Origin of the sequence: Streptomyces sp. NPDC100445 (assembly GCF_044759735.1) — a bacterium.
Classification (GTDB): Bacteria; Actinomycetota; Actinomycetes; order Streptomycetales; family Streptomycetaceae; genus Streptomyces.
This window is the reverse complement of record NZ_JBIVZV010000002.1, coordinates 672,304-694,520: the sequence shown is the minus strand read 5'-3', so window position 1 is coordinate 694,520 and position 22,217 is coordinate 672,304. Positions and strand designations below refer to the sequence as shown.

The window sequence follows — 22,217 nt, the reverse complement described above, 5'->3', positions numbered from 1 at the left end:
GGAGGTCAGCCGCGTCCGTGCCGCAATGCCGGGTGCTCGCCCGCCGCCACCAGGTCGGCGACCGCGGCCTTGGGGTCGCGGCCGGTCACCAGGGACTCGCCGACCAGCACCGCGTCGGCGCCGGCGTTGGCGTAGGCGATCAGGTCGTGCGGTCCGCGCACACCGGACTCGGCCACCTTCACGACGCTGTCCGGGATCTCCGGGGCGATCCGCTCGAAGGTGCCGCGGTCGACCTCCAGCGTCTTCAGGTCGCGCGCGTTGACGCCGATGACGCGGGCGCCGGCGTCCACCGCCCGCTCGACCTCGTCCTCGTCGTGCACCTCGACCAGCGGCGTCAGCCCGATGGACACCGCCCGCTCGATCAGCGACTCCAGGGCCGGCTGGTCCAGGGCGGCCACGATCAGCAGCACGAGGTCGGCGCCGTACGCCCGGGCCTCCCACAGCTGGTACGAGGTGACGATGAAGTCCTTGCGCAGCACCGGGATGTCCACGCGCGCGCGGACGGTCTCCAGGTCGGCGAGGGAGCCGCCGAAGCGGCGCTGCTCGGTGAGGACGGAGATCACGGCGGCGCCGCCCGCCTCGTAGTCCGCCGCGAGGGCGGCCGGGTCGGCGATCGCGGCCAGCGCGCCCTTGGACGGGCTGGACCGCTTGACCTCGCAGATCACCTTGACGCCGTCGCCCTTGAGCGCGGCCACCCCGTCCTTGGCGGCCGGGGCCTTGGCCGCACGCTCCTTGAGCTCGTCGAGGCTGACGCGTGCCTGGCGCTCCGCGAGGTCGGCACGGACCCCGTCGATGATCTCGTCGAGCACACTCACGCGAGCGGCCCCCTTCCAGGACGGTGGTTCCTTCAGGTCTGAGAACCCGTGGTCACTGCGATGGTATCCGCAGGAGCGTCGAGGCCTCGCATCCAGTCTCAGGCGGTCCCACTACCTGGACGTTCACGGTTCGATCAAGGGTGTAGCCAGCCACCGAACGGCAGGTTCCGGACGACGGTGAAGACCAGCAGCAGCGCGCCGAGCGCCCACAGCAGGGGCCGGCCCGGGGCGACGTGGAACGGCCGGCCGCGCGCCGTGCGGACCACCCAGACGGCCCAGAGCACGGCGAGGCCCAGGCAGGCGGCCACTCCCGGCGCGTTGTCGCGCAGGGCGGTGAGGAGGTCGCCGTGGACGAGGGCGTGCACACCGCGCAGCCCGCCGCAGCCGGGGCAGTACAGGCCGGTGAGCCGGTACAGCGGGCAGACCGGGTAGTGGCCGGGCCGGCCGGGGTCCACGGCGCCGACGTAGGCCAGGGCCCCGGCGCCGGCCGCGAACAGTCCCGCCGCCACGGCGAGCCGCCGCCGCGCCGGCACGGGCGGAGCGGGACGGGGAAGGCTGAGCGGGGCCCAGGGCCGGGCCGGACGGCTGTCGGCGTTCACCCGGGCAGTCTCCCGCGCACCTTGGCCCCGCGCGCGCGGGGCGCGTCCGGCCGGGGGACGCGGCGGCGTCCGCACGGCGAAGGGGGCGGCCCGGTGGTCCGGACCGCCCCCTTCGGGAGTACGCGTGGCTCAGCTCTCGGCGCCGGCCGGCTCGCGGGTCGCGGCGGGGGCGGTCCGCGGGGCGGGGCGCGCGGCCTTGGGCTGGCCGAGGCCCATCGCGCGCATGACGACGCCGACGACGCCACCGAGCACCACGACCACCATGCCGGCCCAGAAGCCGACCGGCTGGGCCATCACCATGAAGGCGCCGGCGACGCAGAAACCGATGAAGGCGATGATGACACCGGTCCAGGCGGCCGGGGTGTGACCGTGGCTGCTGCCCGCCATGACTTGCTCCTCGTTGCTGTGTACGTGTGCGTGTCGTAGTACGCGTCGTACGTCGGTCCGTACGGTCGCGAGCCCGCCCGTCACTGTCCGAGCCGGACGCTCACCGTCCATTGTCCCGTACGCGTGCGGCCGCCGGACGCGGGGGTGGCGTCTGTTGCGCCACACCGGGCCGCACCGGGCCGTACCGGGCGGCGCCGGCCGGTGACAGGCGGTGGAGCGGCTCAGGCGCCGGTCGGGTCCTCGCCCCGGTCCAGGGCCTTCCAGATCTCCTCCGGCCGCTCCGGGTCCACCGGCCGGGCCGTGCGCCGCGGGCGGGGGGTGCCCCGCTCGTAGCGGCCGGACATCGCGGGCCACAGCCGGCCGTAGCGCAGGGCGAGCAGCCCGGCGAGCAGGATCAGCAGCCCGCCGGCGGCCGCGACGTACGGCCAGGCGGTGTGGCTGAGCGCGGAGACCGTGGCGGAGGTGTCGCCGCTGGCCCGGGCGGCCTGCTCGTCCAGGGCGGAGCCGTCGGAGGCGGCCACGACGGCGGCCGTGGCGATCCCGGCGCCGGACAGCGCGAGCAGCGCCGAGACGGCGAGACGGCCCGCCCGGCGGACGGCGAAGACGGCGACGAGCGCGGCGAGGCCCACTATGGCGAGGGCCGCGGGCACGCCCGTGACGTCGCTGCCACGGGCGGTCAGCGGGAACGCGCCGCCGGCCACCGTGGCGGTGCCCTCCGCCCAGCGCTGCCGGGTCGCGAGCAGCGTCACGGCCGCGCCGAGGGCACCGCACAGGAGGGCCACGGCGAGGCTGCGCCGGCCGGACCGGGCGGGTGCGGCGGCTTCGGAACGGGGGTGAGGAACGGCAGTCACGTACTCCACTATCGCCTGAACCCCGGGCGAACCGTCACCCGGGGCTCCCGCGACGCGTGTCTACCGGCCGAGCCGGTTCGCCGTGTGCACCGCCCGCAGCACCGCGGCGGCCTTGTTGCGGCACTCCTGGTCCTCGGCGACGGGGTCGGAGTCGGCGACGATGCCGGCACCGGCCTGGACGTACGCGGTGCCGTCGCGGAGCAGGGCCGTGCGGATGGCGATCGCGGTGTCGGAGTCGCCGGCGAAGTCCAGGTAGCCGACGCAGCCGCCGTACAGTCCGCGCCGGGACGGTTCGACCTCGTCGATGATCTGCATGGCCCTGGGCTTGGGCGCGCCGGAGAGGGTGCCCGCCGGGAAGCACGCGGTGAGCACGTCGAAGGCGGTGCGGCCCGGGGCCACCCTGCCGGTGACGGTCGACACGATGTGCATCACGTGCGAGTAGCGCTCGACCGACATGAAGTCGACCACCTCCACCGAGCCCGGCTCGCAGACCCGGCCCAGGTCGTTGCGGCCGAGGTCGACCAGCATCAGGTGCTCGGCGCGCTCCTTGGGGTCGGCGAGCAGTTCCTCGGCGAGGGCCTGGTCCTCCTGCGGGGTGGCCCCGCGGTGCCGGGTCCCGGCGATGGGGTGGACCATCGCCCGGCCGTCCTCCACCTTCACCAGGGCCTCGGGGGACGAGCCGACCACGTCGAACCCGTCGAGGCGGAAGAGGTACATGTACGGCGAGGGGTTGGTGGCCCGCAGCACCCGGTAGACGTCCAGGGCGCTCGCCGTGCACGGCGTCTCGAAGCGCTGGGAGGGCACGACCTGGAAGGCCTCGCCCGCGCGGATGCGCTCCTTGATGTCCTCGACGGCCCGCCGGAAGTCGGGACCGCCCCACAGGGCGGTGTGGTCGGGCAGTTCGGAGGGCGGCAGGACGGCCGGCGGCTGGGCGACCGCCCGGGTGAGGTCGGCCTCCATGGCGTCGAGACGGGCGACGGCGTCCGCGTACGCCTCGTCCACGCCGGTGTCGAGGTCGTTGTGGTTGATCGCGTTGGCGATCAGCAGGACCGAGCCCTCCCAGTGGTCCATCACGGCGAGGTCGCTGGTGAGCAGCATGGTCAGCTCGGGCAGCCGCAGGTCGTCGCGCTCGCCGGGACCGATCTTCTCCAGGCGGCGGACGATGTCGTAGCCCAGGTAGCCGACCATGCCGCCGGTGAAGGGCGGCAGCCCCTCCTGGTGCGGGGTGTGCAGGGTCTGGAGGGTGGCGCGCAGGGCCACGAGGGGGTCGCCGTCCACGGGGACGCCGACCGGCGGGGTGCCGAGCCAGTGGGCCCGGCCGTCGCGTGCGGTGAGCGTGGCGGCGCTGCGGACCCCGACGAAGGAGTACCGGGACCAGGACCGCCCGTTCTCCGCCGACTCCAGCAGGAAGGTGCCGGGGCGTTCGGCGGCGAGCTTGCGGTACAGCGCGACCGGGGTGTCGCCGTCGGCGAGGAGCTTGCGCGTGACCGGGATGACACGCCGGTCGGCGGCCAGCTTGCGGAAGGTCTCGAGGTCCATGACGGCTGACCTTACTGAGCCGGGGCGGTCGGGCCGGAATCGGCGGCCTCGAGGAGGACGTCCTCGTCGAAGCAGGTGCGGGCGCCGGTGTGGCAGGCGGCGCCCACCTGGTCGACCTTGACGAGCAGCGTGTCGGCGTCGCAGTCGAGCGCCACGGACCTCACCCGCTGGACATGGCCGGAGGTGTCGCCCTTGACCCAGTACTCCTGACGGCTGCGGGACCAGTAGGTGCAGCGGCCGGTGGTGAGCGTGCGGTGCAGTGCCTCGTCGTCCATCCAGCCGAGCATGAGCACCTCGCCGGTGTCGTACTGCTGGGCGATGGCGGGGACGAGCCCGTCGGTGCTGCGCTTCAGCCGCGCGGCGATCTCCGGGTCGAGGCTGCTGGGCCGGGGCGTACCGGTCGTACTGGTCATGGGTGCCATTGTGCCGCGCGGCGCCGGCCCGGCGGCCGGGGCGTCCGGGGAGTGGTCACGGCACCCGGCCGGGGCCGGCGGGGACGGCGGTGGCGGGGTGACGGGTGGGAGGAGCGGCGGCGGGGCCGTAGGCTGGCTGCATGTCGACCTTCGCCAAGCGTGAACGGCTTCTGCTCGCCGACCTCTTGGAAACCGTCGGTCCGGACGCGGAGACACTCTGCGAGGGCTGGCGGACCCGGGACCTGGCCGCGCACGTGGTGGTGCGCGAGCGCCGCCCCGACGCGGCGGGGGGCACGCTGGTCAAGCAGCTCGCGCCGCGCCTGGAGAAGGTGATGGCCGAGTACGCGGCCAAGCCGTACGAGGAGCTGATCCGGCTGATCCGCACCGGCCCGCCGCGCTTCTCCCCCTTCCAGCTCAAGCAGGTCGACGAGGCCGCCAACATCATCGAGTTCTACGTCCACACCGAGGACGTGCGCCGCGCCCAGCCGGGCTGGAGCCCGCGCGAGCTGGACACGGTGTTCCAGGACGCGCTGTGGTCCCGGCTGGAGCGGACCGCGCGGCTGATGGGGCGGGGCGTGCCGACGGGACTGGTGCTGCGCCGCCCGGACGGGCAGACGGTGGTGGCGCACCGGGGCGCGCCGGTGGTGACGGTGACCGGTGAGCCGTCGGAGCTGCTGATGTTCGCGTTCGGCCGGCAGAGCGCGGCCCGGGTGGACCTGGAGGGTGACGCCGACGCGATCACCACGCTGCACGAGTCCCGGCAGCTGGGCATCTGAGAGGGGCGCCCCCGTGATCAAGGTGGCGATGACCGGCGTGTACGTCGACGACGTGGCACGGGCGCACACCTTCTACACGGACGTCCTCGGGTTCGAGACCCGGCTGCACATGGACCTCGGGGACGGCACGCTGTTCGTCACCGTCGGCGCGCCCCAGGGGGCCCAGCCGGACCTCCAGTTGCTGCTGGAGCCCGGCGAGGGGCCGGTCGCGGAGCCGTACCGCAGGGCGCTGTACGGGGCGGGGCTGCCGTGCATCGTCTTCTCGGTGGACGACATCCGGGCCGAGTACGAGCGGCTGCGCGGGCTCGGTGTCCGGTTCACGCACCCCCCGCGGGAGCAGGGGCCGGTGCTGGCCGCCGTGTTCGACGACACCGTCGGCAACCTGGTGCAGCTGGTGCAGCCGAAGGAGTGAGACCCGGTCAGCCGGGGATCTCCGCGCGGCGCAGGTCCGGCGCGAGGAGGGCGACGGCCCCGCCGAGGCCGCAGACGGCGGCGCTGACCACGAAGACCGGCCCGAGGCCCCAGACGCCGATCGCGGCGGCCGCGAACGGCATGCTCAGCGGGGCCAGGCCGAGACCGACCAGGCCGGCCACGGAGGTGACCCGGCCGAGGTGCGCGGGGTCGGCGTGGGTCTGGAGCAGGGCCCCGCACAGGGCGCCGCTGAGCCCGGCGAGCAGGCCGACGAGGAGGGCCACCCCGACGGCGGCGGCGAGCGCGGGCACGAAGGCGAGGGCGCCGATGGCGACGGAGCCCGCGACGCACGCGCACCCGGTGACCAGCCCCGCGTGGGGCACCCGGCCGCGCACGGCCAGCAGCAGCGAGGCGGCACCGGCGCCGACGCCGAATCCGGCGAGCACCCAGCCCATCCCGGAGGCGCCCCAGCCCCGCCGGTCGGCGAGCAGGGTCAGGCCGACGTTCAGCGGGCCGACGAAGCCGAGGTCGCCGAGGGCGATGGTCAGCATCAGCGGGGCGAGGACGCGGTGGCGGCGGACATGGCGCAGGCCGTCCCCGAGGTCGGCCAGGGCGGTGCCACGTGGGGCGTCCGCCCGGTCGGCGGGCAGGTCCCGGACCCGGACGGAGATCAGCAGCGGCACGGAGACGGCGATCAGGGCGCCCGCCAGGGTGAACGCGGCGGGCGCCCCGCCGAGCGCCACGGCGAGGCCGCCGAGCGGGGCCCCGGCGACGTTCGCGAACCGGATGGCGATCCCCCGCATGCCCTGCACCCGGGCCAGCTGCCCCTTGCCGGTGATCCGGGCCGGGAGGGCGCCCACGGCGGGCATGAAGACGGCGTCGACGGTGCCGAAGACCAGCGCGAGCAGGACGAGGGGCCACAGGCCGGGACGGGTGAGGAAGAGCAGGGCGGCGACCGCGAGGACGGCGGCGCAGCGCACGGAGTCGCTGGCGATGACGACCCGCCGGGGGCCCAGCCGGTCGGCGATCACTCCCCCGCCCAGCAGCAGCACCGCCCGGGGCAGCGCGCTGGCCGACATCACCAGCCCGGCCCGCGCCGGGCTCCCGCCCTGGACGGCGGCCCAGGACAGGGCGAGGTAGTAGACGCTGTCGCCGAGCATCGAGGTGGTGTAGGCGCCGAGCCAGCGCAGCACGTCGGGGTCCCGGTGGGCGGGGCGCCCGGCCGTGGTGGGGGCGGCGGCCGGGGGTATGCCGGTGACGGTCACGGAAGGGGTCCTCTCAGGCACGGAACGGCCACGCACGGACACGGACGGACACGGAATCGCACGGGGTCGCACCGGTGCCGGGCACGGGCGGACTCGGGCCGGAGTCGCGTGGACGCGGGCGCGTCGGCGGGGTCAGACGCGGAAGGGGAAGCCGTACGCGAACAGCGCGACGTGTTCGCGGCCCTCGGTGTCGCCCGCGGCCTCGGCGGCGCGGGCCCGCTCGTCGTGCCGGCGCAGCAGCGCCTCCAGTTCCTGCTTGAGCGCGGCGAGTTCCGCCGGGGTGAGCCGCATCCAGGACTCGTTGTCGACGGAGGCGGTGTTCCACTCGGGGGCCCAGGTGGGCCGTTCGTCCAGGTACCGGCGGTAGAGGTCGGCGCGCTGTTCGTGGAAGAGGCGCGTGGCCGCCAGGTGCGCCGCGGCCCTGCCCGGCTCGCCGCGGAAGTCCTCGCCCCGGATGCTCACGCCGGTCGAGGCGGGCTGCCACCAGCGCTCCCGCCCGTCCCCGGTCTGCGGCTCGGCCTCCTCGATCAGTCCGTGCCCGGCGAGCGTGCGCAGGTGGTAGCTGACCAGGGAGACGGCCTCGTCCACGTGCTCGGCGAGCCGGGAGGCGGTGGCGACCCGCTCGACGCACAGCAGCCGGTACAGGTTCGCGCGCAGCGGGTGCGCGAGCGCCTTCAGCGTGCCCACGTCGGTGATGCGGCGGTTCTCTTGGCTCGGCATGCCCCCGACCGTAGATACAAAAGAGAAGTTGCGCAATCTTCCTTGCGCAACTTCTCTTTCGCACTCACGGTTCGGGAACCGTCACCGCACCGGGTGGCCGGCCTCCCGGAGGGTCTGCTTGACCTCGCCGATCCGCAGGTCGCCGAAGTGGAACACCGACGCCGCCAGCACCGCGTCCGCGCCCGCCGCGACGGCCGGCGGGAAGTGGGCCAGGGCGCCGGCGCCGCCGGACGCGATCACCGGGACGGTCACGTGCTTGCGGACCGCCGCGATCATCTCCAGGTCGTAGCCGTCCTTGGTGCCGTCCGCGTCCATGGAGTTCAGCAGGATCTCCCCCGCGCCCAGCTCCGCGGCCCGGTGCGCCCACTCCACGGCGTCGATGCCGGTGCCGCGCCGGCCGCCGTGGGTGGTCACCTCGAAGGTGCCCCCGGCGGTGCGCCGCGCGTCCACCGAGAGGACCAGCACCTGGCGCCCGAAGCGCTCGGCGATCTCCCGGATCAGCTCGGGGCGCGCGATCGCCGCGGTGTTGACGCCCACCTTGTCGGCGCCCGCCCGCAGCAGCTTGTCCACGTCCTGGGCCGTACGGACGCCGCCGCCGACCGTCAGCGGGATGAACACCTGCTCGGCGGTGCGGCGCACCACGTCGTAGGTCGTCTCCCGGTCGCCGGAGGAGGCGGTGATGTCCAGGAACGTCAGCTCGTCGGCGCCCTCGGTGTCGTACACCTTGGCCATCTCGACCGGGTCGCCCGCGTCGCGCAGGTTCTGGAAGTTGACGCCCTTGACGACCCGGCCGCCGTCCACGTCCAGGCAGGGGATGACGCGTACCGCCAGGGTCATGCGGACACCCCGGGTTCCCCGCCGGAGCGGAACGCCTCCACCTCGACCTCGACGACCAGACTGGGGTCGACGAAGCCCGAGACGATGATCATCGAGGCGGCCGGCCGGACGTCGTCGAACAGCTCCTTGTGGGCCCGGCCGACCTCGTCCACGTCCCGGGCGTGGGTGAGGTACATGCGGGTGCGCACCACGTCGTCCCGGCCGAGCCCCACCTCCTCCAGCGCCGCCAGCGCCACCTTGAAGGCGTTGACCGCCTGCTCGTAGGGGCCGCCCCCGGCGATCTGACCGTCCACGATGGAGGTGCAGCCCGAGACCAGGACCAGGCCGTTGGGCAGCGCCACCGCGCGGGAGTAGCCGAACTGCTCCTCCCAGGGGGCGCCCGTCGTCACACGCCGTACGTCACTCACCGGGCCACCGCCTCCAGGGCCTCTTCCAGGGTGAAGGCCTTCGCGTACAGCGCCTTGCCGACGATGGCGCCCTCGACGCCGAGGGGCACCAGTCCCGCGATGGCGCGCAGGTCGTCCAGGGACGACACGCCGCCGGAGGCGACGACCGGGCGGTCGGTGGCGGCGCACACGTTCTCCAGCAGCTCCAGGTTGGGGCCCTGGAGGGTGCCGTCCTTGGCGATGTCGGTGACGACGTACCGGGCGCAGCCCTCCTTGTCGAGGCGCTCCAGCGTCTCGTAGAGGTCGCCGCCGTCGCGGGTCCAGCCGCGGCCCCGCAGGGTCGTGCCGCGCACGTCCAGGCCGACGGCGATCCGGTCGCCGTGCTCGGCGATGACCCGGGCTACCCACTCGGGGCTCTCCAGCGCGGCCGTGCCGAGGTTCACCCGGGTGCAGCCGGTGGCGAGGGCGGCCGCCAGGGTGTCGTCGTCGCGGATGCCGCCGGACAGCTCCACCTTGATGTCCATCGCGCCGGTGACCTCGGCGACCAGGGCGCGGTTGTCGCCGGTGCCGAACGCGGCGTCCAGATCGACCAGGTGCAGCCACTCGGCGCCGGCGCGCTGCCAGGCGAGGGCGGCCTCCAGCGGGGAGCCGTAGGACGTCTCGGTCCCGGACTCGCCGTGGACGAGGCGTACGGCCTGGCCGTCGCGGACGTCGACGGCGGGGAGGAGTTCGAGCTCAGCCATGGTCTAGAGGGTTCCGATCCAGTTGGTGAGGAGCTGGGCACCGGCGTCGCCGGACTTCTCGGGGTGGAACTGGGTCGCGCGCAGGGCGCCGTTCTCCACGGCGGCCACGAACGGCTTGCCGTGCGTCGACCAGGTGACCCTGGGCGCCTCGATCACCGGGTTGTGGCTCTCCAGGGTCCACTCGTGGACGGCGTAGGAGTGCACGAAGTAGAAGCGGGCGCCGGCGTCCAGACCGGCGAACAGCTCGGAGCCGGCGGGCGCGTCGACGGTGTTCCAGCCCATGTGGGGCACCACGTCGGCCTGGAGGGGCTCGACGGTGCCGGGCCACTCGTCCAGGCCCTCGGCCCGGACGCCGTTCTCGATGCCGCGGGCGAAGAGGATCTGCATGCCGACGCAGATGCCCAGGACCGGGCGTCCGCCGGACAGCCGGCGGTCCACGATCCAGTCGCCGCGCGCGGCGCGCAGTCCCTCCATGCAGGCGGCGAACGCGCCGACGCCCGGCACCAGCAGCCCGTCGGCGTTCATGGCCCGGTCGAAGTCACGGGTGATCTCGACGTCCGCGCCCACGCGCGCGAGGGCCCGCTCGGCGGAGCGGACGTTGCCGAAGCCGTAGTCGAGGACGACGACCTTCTTGGCGCTCAATTCCACACCTCCAGGCGCACCACGCCCGCGACGAGACACAGGGCCGCCCCGATGGAGAGCAGCACGATGAGGCTCGCGGGCATCTTCTGCTTGACGAAGGAGATGATCCCGCCGGCCAGGAAGAGGCCGACGACGATCAGGAGGGTCGACAGACCGGTCATGGGTTACAGCGCGCCCTTCGTGGAGGGGAGGATGCCGGCCGCGCGCGGGTCGCGCTCACTGGCGTAGCGGAGCGCCCGGGCGAGCGCCTTGAACTGGCACTCCACGATGTGGTGCGCGTTGCGTCCGTAGGGCACGTGCACGTGCAGGGCGACCTGTGCCTGGGCGACGAAGGACTCCAGGATGTGCCGGGTCATCGTCGTGTCGTACGCGCCGATCATGGGCGCCATGTTCTCGGGCTCGGTGTGCACGAGGTAGGGGCGGCCGGACAGGTCGACGGTGACCTGGGCGAGGGACTCGTCCAGCGGGACCGTGCAGTTGCCGAAGCGGTAGATGCCCACCTTGTCGCCGAGCGCCTGCCGGAAGGCGGCGCCCAGCGCGAGGGCGGTGTCCTCGATGGTGTGGTGGGTGTCGATGTGCAGGTCGCCGTCGGTCTTCACGGTCAGGTCGAACAGGCCGTGCCGGCCGAGCTGGTCGAGCATGTGGTCGTAGAAGCCGACGCCGGTGGCGATGTCGGTCCGTCCCGTGCCGTCGAGGTCGATCTCGACCAGGACCGCGGTCTCCTTGGTGGTGCGCTCCACGCGTCCTATGCGGCTCATGCCTCAAGCTCCTTCTTCAGGTCCCGTACCGCGTCGAGGAACGCGTCGTTCTCCGGCGGGGTGCCGGCGGACACCCGCAGCCGTCCCGGTACGCCGTTGTCCCGGACCAGCACGCCCCGGTCGAGGATCCGCCGCCAGGCGTCGTGGGCGTCGGCGAACCGGCCGAACTGCACGAAGTTCGCGTCGGACTCGGTGACCTCGTAGCCCATCGCGCGCAGTTCGGTGACCAGCCGGTCCCGTTCGGACTTCAGCTGCTCGACGTAGCCCAGCAGCGTGTCGGTGTGCTCCAGGGCGGCCAGGGCGGTCGCCTGGGTGATGGCCGACAGGTGGTAGGGCAGGCGCACGAGCTGGACGGCGTCCACGACCGCGGGGTGCGCGGCGAGGTAGCCCAGGCGCAGCCCGGCGGCGCCGAACGCCTTCGACATGGTGCGGGAGACGACCAGGTGGGGGCGGTCGGCCAGCAGCGGCAGCAGCGAGTCGCCGTGGCTGAACTCGACGTAGGCCTCGTCCACGACGACCATCGAGGGCTTCGCGCGCTGGGCCGCCTCGTACAGGGCGACGACGGTCGCGGCCGGCACCGCGTTGCCGGTGGGGTTGTTGGGGGTGGTGATGAAGACGACGTCCGGACGGTGCGTGGCGATCGCCCGCTCCGCGGCGGCGGCGTCGAGGGTGAAGTCCTCGTTGCGCGGGCCGGCGACCCAGCCGGTGTTGGTGCCGCGCGCGATGAGGGCGTGCATCGAGTACGACGGCTCGAAGCCGATGGCCGTGCGCCCCGGCCCGCCGAAGGCCTGGAGCAGCTGCTGGATGACCTCGTTGGAGCCGTTGGCGGCCCAGACGTTCTCCACGCCGAGCGGGTGGCCGCCGGTCCTGGTCAGGTAGTGGGCCAGGGCGGTGCGCAGTTCGACCGCGTCCCGGTCGGGGTAGCGGTTCAGGTCCCGGGCGGCCTCGCGCACCCGCTCGGTGATCCGCTCGACCAGCGCGTCGGGCAGCGGGTAGGGGTTCTCGTTGGTGTTCAGCCGTACCGGCACGTCCAGCTGTGGCGCGCCGTAGGGGGACTTGCCGCGCAGCTCGTCCCGTACGGGGAGGTCGTCGATGCCGAAGTTCACTTCTCCGCCGGAACCTTCCATCCGAACCGCGCCTTGACCGCCGCGCCGTGCGCGGGCAGGTCCTCGGCCTCCGCCAGCGTCACCACGTGGTGGGCGACGTCGGCGAGCGCGTCCCTGCTGTAGTCCACGATGTGGATGCCGCGCAGGAAGGACTGGACGGACAGGCCCGAGGAGTGGCAGGCGCAGCCGCCGGTGGGCAGGACGTGGTTGGACCCGGCGGCGTAGTCGCCGAGCGAGACGGGGGCCCAGGGGCCGACGAAGACCGCGCCGGCGTTGCGCACCCGGTCGGCCACCTCGGCGGCCCGGGCGGTCTGGATCTCCAGGTGCTCGGCACCGTACGCGTCGACGACCCGCAGGCCCTCCTCGATGCCGTCGACGAGGACGATCGCGGACTGCCGGCCCTTCAGCGCGGGCACGATCCGGTCGTCGACGTGCTTGGTGGCGGCGACCTGCGGCTCCAGCTCCTTCTCCACCGCGTCCGCCAGCTCGGCGGAGTCGGTGACGAGGACGGCCGCCGCGAGCGGGTCGTGCTCGGCCTGGCTGATCAGGTCGGAGGCGACGTGCACCGGGTCGGCGGTGGAGTCCGCGAGGATCGCGATCTCCGTCGGGCCGGCCTCGGTGTCGATGCCGATCCGGCCGGTGAAGTAGCGCTTGGCGGCGGCGACCCAGATGTTGCCGGGGCCGGTGACCATGTCGGCGGGCGGGCAGGACTCGGTGCCGTGGGCGAACATCGCGACGGCGGTGGCGCCGCCCGCGGCGTACACCTCGTCCACGCCGAGCAGGGCGCAGGCGGCGAGGATCGTGGGGTGCGGGAGGCCGCCGAACTCCGCCTGCGGCGGGGAGGCGAGCGCGATGGACTCCACGCCGGCCTCCTGGGCCGGTACGGCGTTCATGATCACGGAGGAGGGGTAGACCGACCGGCCGCCGGGCGCGTACAGCCCGACGCGTCCGACCGGCACCCACTTCTCGGTGACCGAGCCGCCGGGCACCACCTGGGTGGTGTGCGTGGTCCGGCGCTGGGCGCGGTGGACCAGGCGGGCGCGGCGGACGGACTCCTCCAGGGCGGCGCGCACCGCCGGGTCGAGGGCGTCGAGCGCGTCGGTGAGCGCCCGGGCCGGGACACGGACGGATTCCAGCCGTACTCCGTCGAACTTCTCGGCGAAGTCGATCAGCGCCGCGTCACCACGATGATGCACGGCCTCGCAGATCGGACGCACCTTCTCCAGGGCGGCCGAGACGTCGAAGTCGGCTCGGGGCAGCAGGTCGCGCAGGGCGGGTCCCTCGGGGAGGGCGTCGCCGCGCAGATCGATTCGGGAGATCACAGTCCCAATTCTCTCAGACCGGCGTCGGGAGTCGTCCGCGCGTATCAATGGCTGATACAGAACGCGGGCCAATCACTGGTACATAGGCTGGCCGGAACCCGGAAGATCCCCTTCACCTGCTGTGTTCCGGAGGTCACTCACCGGGCATGAACGGCTGTACGAACCACTGGACCGGGACCGGACCGGGAGAGGACAACGGTGACCGAGGGGACCGGCATCCGCGCCGGGGACCTGCCGGACGACCTGACCGCGGCCGAGGCAGGCATGTGGCAGGCCTTCCGCAACGGCAGCGTGTACGACCTGAGCAGCGGAGACGCCATCGTGGACGATCCGCACGGCGGTCATCCGTGGGGACCCGAGCGCACCGTGCGGGCGCGCATCGTGTGCTGGCTGCTGCTGGACGGCCCGCCGGCCCTCGCGGGCCGGGTGTCCGCGCTGAAGCTCACCGGGGTGCGGATCAGCGGCACGCTGGACCTGGCGGGCGGGCACGTCACGCCGTACCTGGAGCTGAGCGGCTGCCGGTTCGACGAGGAGGTCCGGCTGCCCGAGGCCCGGTTCACGACCGTGCGCCTGGTGGACTGCTCGGTGCCGCGGCTGGAGGCGGCCCGCGTGCACACCGAGGGCGATCTTCACCTGCCGCGCTGCCGCTTCCAGAACGGGGTCCGGCTGACCGACGCCCACATCGGCACCGACCTGCTGCTCAACCAGGCGGTCGTGTACCGGGACCGCAGCGGGCGGTCGATCGCGGCGGACGGCATGACCGTCGGCCAGGACCTCCAGGCGGAGCTGCTGGAGTCGCACGGCGAGCTGAGCCTGCGCGGCGCCAAGGTCGGCGTGTCGCTCAGTCTGCGCGGGGCGAAACTGGCCAATCCATACGCGCGCCTGGCCCTGAACGCCCCGCAGCTGACGGTCGAGCGGACGCTGTACCTGACCCCGGCCGGCGTCGGCAGTGCCCTGCTGAGCGGGACGACACCGGCCCACGGGACGCGCATCCAGCGGTTCGAGTGCCGGGGCGGGGTGCGGCTGGACGACGGGCGGTTCGGGGACGCGGTCGACCTGGAGCGGGCCCGGTTCGTGTTCACCGAGGACCAGGGCCTGTCGCTGCGCCGGGTGCAGACGCCGGAGCTGCGCTTCCTCGGGGACCGGCCCGAGCGCGGCAAGGTGGTGCTCTCGGGCGCGCGGATCGTGAACCTGGTGGACCGCGCGAGCAGCTGGCCCGACGAGGGGAACCTGCACATGGGCGGGTTCACCTACGAGAACCTGGTGCCGCAGGGCCCGTTCCCGCTGACCCGGCGCCTGGACTGGGTGTCGGCGGCCACCGCCGAGTACGCCCCGGAGCCGTACGAACGGCTGGCGGCGGTGCTGCGCGCGGCCGGGGAGGACGAGGACGCGCGCGAGGTGCTGCTCGCCAAGCAGCGCCGGCGGCGCGAGACGCTGCCGGTCGCGGGCAAGCTGTGGGGGCACGTCCAGGACTGGACGGTCGCCTACGGCTACCGGCCCGGCCGGGCGGCGGTGTGGATGACGGTGTTGTGGGCGGCGGGCACGCTGGCGTTCGCGCACGCGGCCCATCCGCCGGTGAACCCCGGCGGGCACCCGGCCTGGAGTCCGGCGCTGTTCACGCTGGACCTGCTGCTGCCGGTGATCGACCTCGGGCAGGCCGGCCAGTGGCAGCTGAGCGGCGGCTGGCAGTGGCTGGCGACGGTGATGATCCTGCTCGGCTGGATCCTGGCGACGACGGTGGCGGCCGGCGCGTCCCGCCTGCTGCGGCGCGGCTGAGCCGCCACGCGCCACGCCGCGGGGAGCGCGCATCGGCACCCGTCCTTCACCTCCGGGCACACGCGCACACAATTTGAACATTCATCTTTTACGTCTCCTTGACCCTGTGACGTACAACTTTCGCCGACTTGCCCGGACCCACTGGCGCCGCCGAGACCTGCGGACTTTCAATGGTCGGCACCATGGCTCTGCTGCCCTCGTTCATCCGCCCCACCCGGCTGGCCAAACGCCCCGCGCGTCCGTCCGGTCGGCCACCGGCCCCGGACGAGACGGTGCTCGACGCGCCCGACGACCGCCTCTCGCCCGCGCTGGTCGGCGCCGGCCGCGGCGAGTACGCCGCCGCGGCCGACCTGCTGGCCGCCACCCGGGCCGCCGCCGAGTGGGAGAACCGGGACCGCTACACCCGCCGTCTCGCCGCCTTCGCCCGCTCACGCCCCGAGTGGTACGAGGAGTGGCGCGCCGACGCCCCCGACGATCCCGGCGCGCTCCTGGTCGGGGCCCAGCTGGCGGTGGACCGCGCCTGGCCCTCCCCGGCCCGCGCCGAGCTGCTGCGCGAGGTGAGCCCGCACATCACCGCCGCCGCCCGTGCCGACGACCGCGACCCGGTGCCCTGGCGGATCGCCCTGGACCACGCGCGCGGCTCCCGGGCCGGCCACCGCTACTTCGAGGAGCTGTGGGAGGCCGCGGTCCGCCGCGCCCCGCACCACTACGGCTGCCACGTGGCCGCCCTGCGCTACCTCGCCTCCTCCTGGCACGGCTCGCACCGCGAGTGCTTCGACTTCGCCGAGCGGGCCGCGCAGGACGCCCCCGCCGACTCGCTCGTCCAGGCGCTGCCCGCCCGCGCGGCCTTCGGCTACCTGACCGACGGCTGCGGCCCCGAGGTGCCGCGCGCCCGGCTGGACGCGGCGGCCGACCGGGCGATCACGCTCTCCGGGCACTTCCCCGCCGCCGACCCCTGGCCCGCCGAGGTCCGCAACAAGCTGCTGTACGTCCTGCTGTGCCTGGACCGCCACGAGGACGCCCGCACCCAGCTCCGGCTGATCGGCCCGTACGCCACGTCCTTCCCCTGGGAACGCCTCTCCGACGACCCGCTCGGCCACTTCCTGCGCCTGCGCGAGCACCTGCTGGCGGCCGGGTCCCCTCCCCTCCCGGCCGGGCTGATCACGGCACCCGGGAACCCCCTCGGCGAGCACGGCGGACACGACCGCGCCGGCGACCACTAGGCTGGGGCGCCGTGACCACCGTCCGTCTCCCGCTCTTTCCGCTGAACTCGGTGCTGTTCCCCGGGCTCGTGCTGCCGCTGAACGTCTTCGAGGAGCGGTATCGCGCCATGATGCGCGAACTGCTGAAGACCCCCGAGGACGAGCCGCGCCGGTTCGCCGTCGTGGCCGTCCGCGACGGCCACGAGGTCGCGCCCAGCGCCCCGGGCATGCCGGATCCCACGGCCGAACCCGAACGCGGCCCGTCCGCCGGCTTCGGCCCCGACCTGCTGCGGGCCTTCCACTCGGTGGGCTGTGTGGCGGACGCGGCGACCGTCCGCGAGCGGGCCGACGGCACCTTCGAGGTGCTGGCGACCGGCACGACCCGCGTCCGCCTGGTGTCCGTGGACGCCTCGGGCCCGTTCCTGACCGCGGAGCTCCAGGAGCTGCCGGAGGAGCCCGGTGACGAGGCCGGCGCGCTGGCGGAGGGCGTCCTGCGGTCCTTCCGCCAGTACCAGAAGCGGCTCGCGGGCGCCCGCGAGCGCTCCCTGTCCACGGGGGCGGAGCTGCCGGACGACCCGAGCGTGGTGTCGTACCTGGTGGCGGCGGCGATGGTGCACGACACGCCGACCAAGCAGCGCCTGCTCCAGGCGCCGGACACCGCGTCCCGGCTCCGGGACGAGCTGAAACTCCTTCGCGCGGAGACGGCCATCATCCGTAGCCTGCCGTCGTTGCCGGCGTTCGAGCTGACGCGGACGCCGACCAGTCTGAACTGAGGGAGGACCGGCACCCGCGATGGCGAAGAAGCAGAAGCAGCAGTCCGGGGGCACGCCCGCGACGGTGGCCCTGACGGCGGCGGGCGTGGACTTCACCGTCCACGCCTACCAGCACGACCCGTCCCACCCGTCCTACGGCGAGGAGGCGGCCCAGGCGATGGGCGTCTCCCCCGACCGGGTCTTCAAGACCCTGGTGGCCGACGTGGACGGCTCCCTGGTGGTGGGCGTGGTCCCGGTGGCGGGCTCCCTGGACCTCAAGGCCCTCGCGGCGGCGGTCGGCGGCAAACGCGCCACGATGGCCGACCCGGCGCTCGCCGAGCGCACCACGGGCTACGTCCGCGGCGGGATCTCCCCCCTCGGGCAGCGCAAGAGGCTGCCGACGGTTATCGACGAGTCGGCCGGGGCGCACGCCACGATCTGTGTCTCGGCGGGCCGCCGCGGCCTGGAGGTGGAGCTGGCTCCCGGGGACCTGGCCGGCCTGACGGACGCGGTCCTGGCCCCCATCGGCAGGGGCTGAGGGGCGGTCCCGGGCCGCCGGCCGGGGCCCGGGAGAACGGTCAGTGTTGCGGGTACGGCGGCTCGGTCCCCTGCGGGCCGGGCGGCGCCGGCTCGGGGTCGCGCGGCCCGAAGAGCGCCGTGAGCCCCAGGTGCACCAGCGCGGCGCCGAGCGGCCAGGCCAGCAGCGCGCCCTTCGCCCCCAGCTTCAGCGGCGCCGGGAACGTCACACCTTTGCCGACGGCCCGCGCGTGCGCCAGCACGTCGGAGCCGGGGCCCAGCCACACGCCCAGCCGCCAGGCCAGCAGCGAGCCGAGCAGCCCGCCGACGCCCAGCGCCGCCACGAGCGGTACGCCGCCGCGCCGCCGCAGCAGGAAGACGATGACCGCGCCGACCAGCCCGAAGGCGAGGCCCAGCAGCGTGAACGTGCCGTCCACGCCGATCGCCTGCTCGCCCTCGGTGTCCTTGAGGTAGACGACCCAGTTCTTGTCGATCACGTCACCGACCAGCGGCACGTGCGGCGCCAGCCACCACCACAGCAGCCCCATCAGCACCCCGGCGAGCGTCAACGCCACCGTGAGGAGGGCGGCCTCCCGTACTTCCGTCTTCATCCCGGGGCCGTCCTGTTCGTACGGACCCGCGCCCGGCGCCCCGGCGGACGGCGGGGCCTGCCGTACCTGGTGCGGGGAGTCGTCGTGCGGGGGCGGAGGCGGAGTCAGCGGTGCGGTCACCCTGACATCGTGCCAGGTCGCGCCGCGCGGCGCGTCACCGGACGGCGGCCCTGCGGTAGGCCCGGGCCGCCACGGCCAGCGAGACCACCCCGACACCCGCGCACACTCCCAGGTCAACGAGGACGGCCGCCCAGTCCGGGTGCGCCCCGAACGTCCGCGCGTACGCCTCCACACCGTAGGTCGAGGGCAGCAGATCGCGGGCCAGCCGCACGATCCCCGGCATCCGGTCCGCCGGCAGCACGCCCAGCAGCAGCGCCGCCGACATGCCCAGCTGCCCGAGCAGCGTGGCCAGCTCCGGCCGGGGCGCGAGCAGCCCGCAGGCGGCGCCGAGCCCGGACAGCGCCGCCCCGGCGAGCGGGATGACGGCCAGCAGGATCCACAGGTTGGACAGCGGCAGCCCGAACAGCACGCAGCCGAAGACGGCGGTCACCAGCGTGCCCGGCACCGTGAAGGAGGCGTACGCCGCCGCCGCGCCCAGCACCACGGCGGCCGGCGGCACCGGCAGCGTGGCGTAGTGGTCGAGTCCGCCGCTGGCCCGCAGCTGCCCGAAGTACTGCGACAGCAGGTTCAGCGCGACGAACGCGACGACCAGCACCGACGCCCCGGCCACCACGGACCGGGCCTCGCCGCCGTTGTCGACGACCCCCCGCATCATCACGGTGATGCCGACGGACTGGAAGGTGGCGACGAACAGCAGGGGGATCCGCGCCACCCGGGCCCGGGACAGCTGCGCCCGGTAGACGGCCACCAGCGACGGCCACAGCCGCGCGGGCGGGCCCAGCTCGGCCGGTCCGGGCTTCGTCCCGGACACGGCCCGGGCGCCGCCCGGCACCACCTCGACGGGTACGACACTCACGGTGAGCTGCTCCCCTTCCCCACGGCGGTCCCACGGTCCCCCGCGCACGGTGCGGCCGGCGCGCTCATGCCCGCACCAGTCCCTGCCGGGCCGCGCCGCCCAGCGTCAGGTAGACGTCCTCCAGGCTGGGGGTGGCGAGCCTGAAGTCGTCCAGGGCCGCGAAGGCGGCACCGCCGGTCACGGTGGCGACGACGGCACGGGCCTCCTCGGGCGCGACCCGCAGCGTCCAGCGCCGGCCGGACTCCACGGCCCGCTCGCGCAGAACGGCGACCTCCGGCACCTCCAGCGGCGCCCGCTCCCGCCACACCAGCTCGACCCGGACCTCGCCGGCGACCCGCGCCTTGAGTCCGGCGGGGCTGTCGCAGGCGATGACCCGGCCCCGGTCGAGCACGGCGACCCGGTCGAGCACGGTCTCGGCCTCGATGACGTTGTGGGTGACCAGCAGCACGGTCGTACCGCGCTCGGCCCGGCGCCGGTCCACGGCCGCCCACACCGCGCGCCTGGCCACCGGGTCCATGCCGGTGGTCGGCTCGTCGAGCACGAGCAGCGGGCGTTCCCCGACGAGGGCGGCGGCGAGGCAGGCGAGCCGCCGCTGCCCGCCGGACAGCTTCTTCAGCGGCCGTCCGGCGATCGGGGCGAGCCCCAGTTCGTCCAGGACGGCGTCGCGCTCGGCCCGGGCCCGCCGTACCTCCAGGCCGCGCAGGCGCCCGGTGGTCTCGGCGGCCAGGGAGACGGTCAGCTCGTCCAGCGCGGAGGACTCCTGGCCCAGGTAGGCGAGGAGCCGCGCGGCCCGCTCGGGGTGGCGCACGATGTCGTGCCCCAGGATCTCCACGCTGCCGGTGTCCGGCCGCAGCAATCCGGTGAGCTGCCGCACGAGGGTGGACTTGCCCGCGCCGTTCGGTCCGAGCAGCCCGAAGATCTCCCCGCCCCGCACGTCCAGCTCGACCCCGTCGGTGGCGCGCACCTCGGGGGTGCCGGGCGCGCCGCGGCGCCCCTTCACGGCCCGGTAGGTCTTGCCGAGCCCGCGCACGCGTACGACCTCGTCGTACCGAAGTGCCTGTCCCGCGCGCGTACTCACAAGGCACGAGGGTACGGGGTCCGGGGGCTTTACTCGCCTTTGGGGCCGCTTCCCCCGGCGACCGCCGCCCGCCCGCGCCGGTGCCGGGCCGGACCCGCCGGGTCAGTCGCCCGCCGACGCGTTCTCCGCGGCCGCCGGGACGTCGACCTCCCGCCAGAAGCCCGCCCGGATGGCGTACCGGTCGTGCTCGTCGATCTGGTCGTCCTTGTGGGCCAGCAGCCCGAAGCGCGCCGCGTAGCGCAGCAGCTCCCCGTCGATCCGGTGCGGGATGCGCGGGTACATCTGCGTCAGCCGCTGGAGGTGGTTCTGGTCGCCGCCGAGCCGGGACATCCAGCGGCGGGCGAAGACCTGCCCCACCTCGTACGGGTCGCCGCCGACGGTGGTGATGTCCTCCTCCCGGTCGGCCCAGCGCTGCTCGGCCGTGGTGAGCTGGGCCAGCGTCGGCATGGAGGCGACCTCGGGCGGCTCGGTGACCGCGCCGGGCCGGTCGACCCAGCCCTTGTCGGAGGACCAGCGCAAGGTCGCCGTCGGCGGGGGCTGCGCGGACTGGGCACCGGGCGCGCGCAGCGCGGCGAGGTCCTTGGGGGTCGGCACGGTCCTGGTGGCGGGCGACCGCTCCTGGGCGCCGTCCTCCGTCCCCACGGCGGCCGGGGGCCGGACGGCCTGCTCGGCGGAGCCTTCGGCGGCCGTGGCGGGCGCGGACTCCGGCAGCGGCGCGGAGAGGATCGCGGCGATCTCGGGGCGGGGCACGGGCGCCGGCGCGCAGATGCCGGTCAGCTCCTTGGCGCGGACGGCCCGGATGATCCAGGCGCGGTCCAGCACGCGCCGCTCGTCGGCCTCGGCGACCAGGTCCTCGGACTGGTTGTAGTCGCCGTCGGCGGCCTGCACGGCCCACAGGTGGACGGCGACGCCGTGCTCCTTCGCGGCCATCATGCCGGGCAGCAGGTCACCGTCGCCGGTGACGAGGACGACGTCGGAACAGGCGCGGTTGCGGGCCAACTCGGTCAGCTCGGCGTGCATGGCCGCGTCGACGCCCTTCTGGGCCCAGCGTCCGTCGCTGCGGGTGAGGGCGCCGAGCCGGACGGTGACCCGGGGCATCACGCGCAGCCGTCGGTGCTCCGGCTGAGGCACGCGGTCGGGTGCCCCGTCGAACCAGTAGATGCGCAGCAGGGGCCGCTCGGTGTCGAACTCCGCGCGCTCGCGCAGCGCCTGGATCAGTGCGGCGTGGTCGACGGTGATCCGGGACCGCGAGGGCTCACCGGCGAGGAGGCTGGCGGCGGCTCCCAGCAGATACCCGGCGTCCACCAGGACGATGCAGCGGTCCACGCGACTCACCCTCTTCCCGGGAGGTTTTGCTCCGGACTTCCCCCGAGTCTGCCCGACGGCGCGGGGGTTAACGGCCGGAACTCGATCTTCGGCGTGGCGTTTGCGGAATCCCGCGCGCCCACCTGCCCTGTCACACACGGTAATTATCCGACATGCGCCTGATGTCAGCGTATGTGAATCTGGTCCCGTCCCTGGCCCCCAGAGCCCCCGCAGGAGGCAGATCACCATGGCCAAGAACAAGAACCGCAAGCAGGCCGGCCCGAAGAACCGTGCCCCGCAGGCCGAGCAGACGCACGAGCGCACGCACCGGCCGCCGGCCGAGGAACCCGAGTCCTCGATGGCGGGCATAGCGGGCAGCCCGGCGGACGTCGCGCGCAAGCAGCAGAAGCGGTTCGGCCACAACTGACGGG

27 protein-coding genes are annotated in these 22,217 nt (G+C 74.3%); 7 read left to right on the top strand and 20 right to left on the bottom strand.

The annotated features are described in order from the left end of the window. Positions 1-5: 5 nt before the first annotated feature. The 6 genes from trpC to hisI form a co-directional block, all read right to left on the bottom strand. Positions 6-815, bottom strand: a complete 810-nt coding sequence (gene trpC / locus ACIQVT_RS08500; RefSeq protein WP_403749427.1) for an indole-3-glycerol phosphate synthase TrpC — start codon at positions 813-815, stop codon at positions 6-8. A gap of 134 nt (positions 816-949) precedes the next feature. Then, positions 950-1,414 carry a DUF2752 domain-containing protein gene (locus ACIQVT_RS08495; protein WP_403749425.1) on the bottom strand — a complete coding sequence of 155 codons (465 nt, stop codon included), beginning with the start codon at positions 1,412-1,414 and terminating at the stop codon, positions 950-952. A gap of 129 nt (positions 1,415-1,543) precedes the next feature. Further along, positions 1,544-1,801: an HGxxPAAW family protein gene (locus ACIQVT_RS08490; RefSeq protein ID WP_403749423.1), complete on the bottom strand. Its 258-nt coding sequence runs from the start codon at positions 1,799-1,801 to the stop codon at positions 1,544-1,546. 221 nt (positions 1,802-2,022) lie between these two features. Continuing rightward, a complete protein-coding gene (locus ACIQVT_RS08485) occupies positions 2,023-2,661 on the bottom strand; it encodes a TIGR02234 family membrane protein (RefSeq protein WP_403749420.1) in 639 nt (212 codons plus the stop codon). A 51-nt stretch (positions 2,662-2,712) separates the two neighbouring features. Then, a complete protein-coding gene (locus tag ACIQVT_RS08480; protein ID WP_403749417.1) occupies positions 2,713-4,191 on the bottom strand; it encodes an anthranilate synthase component I in 1,479 nt (492 codons plus the stop codon). Between the two features lie 11 nt (positions 4,192-4,202). After that, on the bottom strand, positions 4,203-4,604 hold the full coding sequence (gene hisI / locus ACIQVT_RS08475) for a phosphoribosyl-AMP cyclohydrolase (protein WP_403749414.1): 402 nt from the start codon (positions 4,602-4,604) through the stop codon (positions 4,203-4,205). A gap of 140 nt (positions 4,605-4,744) precedes the next feature. Here hisI and ACIQVT_RS08470 point away from each other — a divergent pair, with 140 nt between their 5' ends. Together ACIQVT_RS08470 and ACIQVT_RS08465 are read left to right on the top strand one after the other, a co-directional pair. Further along, positions 4,745-5,380, top strand: a complete 636-nt coding sequence (locus ACIQVT_RS08470) for a TIGR03085 family metal-binding protein (RefSeq protein ID WP_403749411.1) — start codon at positions 4,745-4,747, stop codon at positions 5,378-5,380. A gap of 13 nt (positions 5,381-5,393) precedes the next feature. Continuing rightward, complete coding sequence (locus ACIQVT_RS08465) at positions 5,394-5,792, top strand: VOC family protein (RefSeq protein WP_403749408.1); 399 nt, start codon at positions 5,394-5,396, stop codon at positions 5,790-5,792. Positions 5,793-5,799: 7 nt separating this feature from the next. Here ACIQVT_RS08465 and ACIQVT_RS08460 read toward each other — a convergent pair whose 3' ends face one another. From ACIQVT_RS08460 to hisD, 10 genes are all read right to left on the bottom strand, one after another. Continuing rightward, positions 5,800-7,056, bottom strand: coding sequence for an MFS transporter (locus ACIQVT_RS08460; protein ID WP_403749405.1), 1,257 nt, complete (start codon positions 7,054-7,056; stop codon positions 5,800-5,802). Between the two features lie 132 nt (positions 7,057-7,188). After that, complete coding sequence (locus tag ACIQVT_RS08455; protein WP_403749401.1) at positions 7,189-7,776, bottom strand: helix-turn-helix domain-containing protein; 588 nt, start codon at positions 7,774-7,776, stop codon at positions 7,189-7,191. 81 nt (positions 7,777-7,857) lie between these two features. Further along, positions 7,858-8,613, bottom strand: a complete 756-nt coding sequence (hisF, locus tag ACIQVT_RS08450) for an imidazole glycerol phosphate synthase subunit HisF (protein WP_403749399.1) — start codon at positions 8,611-8,613, stop codon at positions 7,858-7,860. Then, positions 8,610-9,020, bottom strand: coding sequence for a RidA family protein (locus ACIQVT_RS08445; RefSeq protein WP_403749396.1), 411 nt, complete (start codon positions 9,018-9,020; stop codon positions 8,610-8,612). Before ACIQVT_RS08445 ends, hisF begins: the two co-directional genes overlap by 4 nt. Next, entirely contained in the window at positions 9,017-9,742 is a 726-nt protein-coding gene (gene priA, locus ACIQVT_RS08440) for a bifunctional 1-(5-phosphoribosyl)-5-((5-phosphoribosylamino)methylideneamino)imidazole-4-carboxamide isomerase/phosphoribosylanthranilate isomerase PriA (protein WP_403749394.1), read from the bottom strand. Before priA ends, ACIQVT_RS08445 begins: the two co-directional genes overlap by 4 nt. Before the next feature lie 3 nt (positions 9,743-9,745). After that, positions 9,746-10,390, bottom strand: a complete 645-nt coding sequence (gene hisH, locus ACIQVT_RS08435; protein WP_403749392.1) for an imidazole glycerol phosphate synthase subunit HisH — start codon at positions 10,388-10,390, stop codon at positions 9,746-9,748. Continuing rightward, positions 10,381-10,545, bottom strand: a complete 165-nt coding sequence (locus tag ACIQVT_RS08430) for a hypothetical protein (protein ID WP_163010796.1) — start codon at positions 10,543-10,545, stop codon at positions 10,381-10,383. The genes hisH and ACIQVT_RS08430 overlap by 10 nt, the downstream gene beginning before the upstream one ends. A gap of 3 nt (positions 10,546-10,548) precedes the next feature. Further along, positions 10,549-11,142 (bottom strand): imidazoleglycerol-phosphate dehydratase HisB, encoded by a 594-nt coding sequence (hisB, locus tag ACIQVT_RS08425; protein ID WP_403749389.1) that lies wholly within the window; start codon positions 11,140-11,142, stop codon positions 10,549-10,551. After that, positions 11,139-12,248, bottom strand: coding sequence for a histidinol-phosphate transaminase (locus ACIQVT_RS08420; RefSeq protein ID WP_403749750.1), 1,110 nt, complete (start codon positions 12,246-12,248; stop codon positions 11,139-11,141). The genes hisB and ACIQVT_RS08420 overlap by 4 nt, the downstream gene beginning before the upstream one ends. Then, on the bottom strand, positions 12,245-13,570 hold the full coding sequence (hisD, locus tag ACIQVT_RS08415) for a histidinol dehydrogenase (RefSeq protein WP_403749387.1): 1,326 nt from the start codon (positions 13,568-13,570) through the stop codon (positions 12,245-12,247). Before hisD ends, ACIQVT_RS08420 begins: the two co-directional genes overlap by 4 nt. Before the next feature lie 198 nt (positions 13,571-13,768). Here hisD and ACIQVT_RS08410 point away from each other — a divergent pair, with 198 nt between their 5' ends. From ACIQVT_RS08410 to ybaK, 4 genes are all read left to right on the top strand, one after another. Next, on the top strand, positions 13,769-15,346 hold the full coding sequence (locus tag ACIQVT_RS08410) for an oxidoreductase (protein WP_403749385.1): 1,578 nt from the start codon (positions 13,769-13,771) through the stop codon (positions 15,344-15,346). Positions 15,347-15,516: 170 nt separating this feature from the next. Continuing rightward, positions 15,517-16,569, top strand: coding sequence for a hypothetical protein (locus ACIQVT_RS08405; RefSeq protein ID WP_403749746.1), 1,053 nt, complete (start codon positions 15,517-15,519; stop codon positions 16,567-16,569). 11 nt (positions 16,570-16,580) lie between these two features. After that, positions 16,581-17,321: an LON peptidase substrate-binding domain-containing protein gene (locus ACIQVT_RS08400; protein WP_403749383.1), complete on the top strand. Its 741-nt coding sequence runs from the start codon at positions 16,581-16,583 to the stop codon at positions 17,319-17,321. 19 nt (positions 17,322-17,340) lie between these two features. Next, positions 17,341-17,838 (top strand): Cys-tRNA(Pro) deacylase, encoded by a 498-nt coding sequence (gene ybaK / locus ACIQVT_RS08395; protein WP_403749381.1) that lies wholly within the window; start codon positions 17,341-17,343, stop codon positions 17,836-17,838. Positions 17,839-17,878: 40 nt separating this feature from the next. Here the strand turns inward: ybaK and ACIQVT_RS08390 are convergent, their stop codons facing one another. The 4 genes from ACIQVT_RS08390 to ACIQVT_RS08375 all read right to left on the bottom strand — a co-directional run bounded on the left by ACIQVT_RS08390 (position 17,879) and on the right by ACIQVT_RS08375 (position 21,807). Continuing rightward, complete coding sequence (locus ACIQVT_RS08390) at positions 17,879-18,547, bottom strand: AAA family ATPase (RefSeq protein WP_403749379.1); 669 nt, start codon at positions 18,545-18,547, stop codon at positions 17,879-17,881. Between the two features lie 34 nt (positions 18,548-18,581). Beyond that, positions 18,582-19,403, bottom strand: a complete 822-nt coding sequence (locus tag ACIQVT_RS08385; protein ID WP_403749376.1) for an ABC transporter permease — start codon at positions 19,401-19,403, stop codon at positions 18,582-18,584. 64 nt (positions 19,404-19,467) lie between these two features. Beyond that, on the bottom strand, positions 19,468-20,481 hold the full coding sequence (locus tag ACIQVT_RS08380) for an ABC transporter ATP-binding protein (RefSeq protein WP_403749373.1): 1,014 nt from the start codon (positions 20,479-20,481) through the stop codon (positions 19,468-19,470). Between the two features lie 102 nt (positions 20,482-20,583). Continuing rightward, positions 20,584-21,807 (bottom strand): NYN domain-containing protein, encoded by a 1,224-nt coding sequence (locus ACIQVT_RS08375; RefSeq protein WP_403749370.1) that lies wholly within the window; start codon positions 21,805-21,807, stop codon positions 20,584-20,586. A gap of 226 nt (positions 21,808-22,033) precedes the next feature. On the opposite strand from ACIQVT_RS08375, the gene ACIQVT_RS08370 reads away from it, so the two are divergent. After that, positions 22,034-22,213: a hypothetical protein gene (locus ACIQVT_RS08370; protein ID WP_403749368.1), complete on the top strand. Its 180-nt coding sequence runs from the start codon at positions 22,034-22,036 to the stop codon at positions 22,211-22,213. Positions 22,214-22,217 lie beyond the last annotated feature (4 nt).

Coding starts and splice junctions, on each gene's coding strand:
- ACIQVT_RS08455 (WP_403749401.1), bottom strand. CDS start 7,776: ATGCCGAGCCAAGAGAACCGCCGCATCACCGACGTGGGCACGCTGAAG.
- ybaK (WP_403749381.1), top strand. CDS start 17,341: ATGGCGAAGAAGCAGAAGCAGCAGTCCGGGGGCACGCCCGCGACGGTG.
- ACIQVT_RS08480 (WP_403749417.1), bottom strand. CDS start 4,191: ATGGACCTCGAGACCTTCCGCAAGCTGGCCGCCGACCGGCGTGTCATC.
- ACIQVT_RS08490 (WP_403749423.1), bottom strand. CDS start 1,801: ATGGCGGGCAGCAGCCACGGTCACACCCCGGCCGCCTGGACCGGTGTC.
- ACIQVT_RS08470 (WP_403749411.1), top strand. CDS start 4,745: ATGTCGACCTTCGCCAAGCGTGAACGGCTTCTGCTCGCCGACCTCTTG.
- ACIQVT_RS08370 (WP_403749368.1), top strand. CDS start 22,034: ATGGCCAAGAACAAGAACCGCAAGCAGGCCGGCCCGAAGAACCGTGCC.
- hisI (WP_403749414.1), bottom strand. CDS start 4,604: ATGACCAGTACGACCGGTACGCCCCGGCCCAGCAGCCTCGACCCGGAG.
- ACIQVT_RS08405 (WP_403749746.1), top strand. CDS start 15,517: ATGGTCGGCACCATGGCTCTGCTGCCCTCGTTCATCCGCCCCACCCGG.
- hisB (WP_403749389.1), bottom strand. CDS start 11,142: ATGAGCCGCATAGGACGCGTGGAGCGCACCACCAAGGAGACCGCGGTC.
- ACIQVT_RS08430 (WP_163010796.1), bottom strand. CDS start 10,545: ATGACCGGTCTGTCGACCCTCCTGATCGTCGTCGGCCTCTTCCTGGCC.
- priA (WP_403749394.1), bottom strand. CDS start 9,742: ATGGCTGAGCTCGAACTCCTCCCCGCCGTCGACGTCCGCGACGGCCAG.
- hisF (WP_403749399.1), bottom strand. CDS start 8,613: ATGACCCTGGCGGTACGCGTCATCCCCTGCCTGGACGTGGACGGCGGC.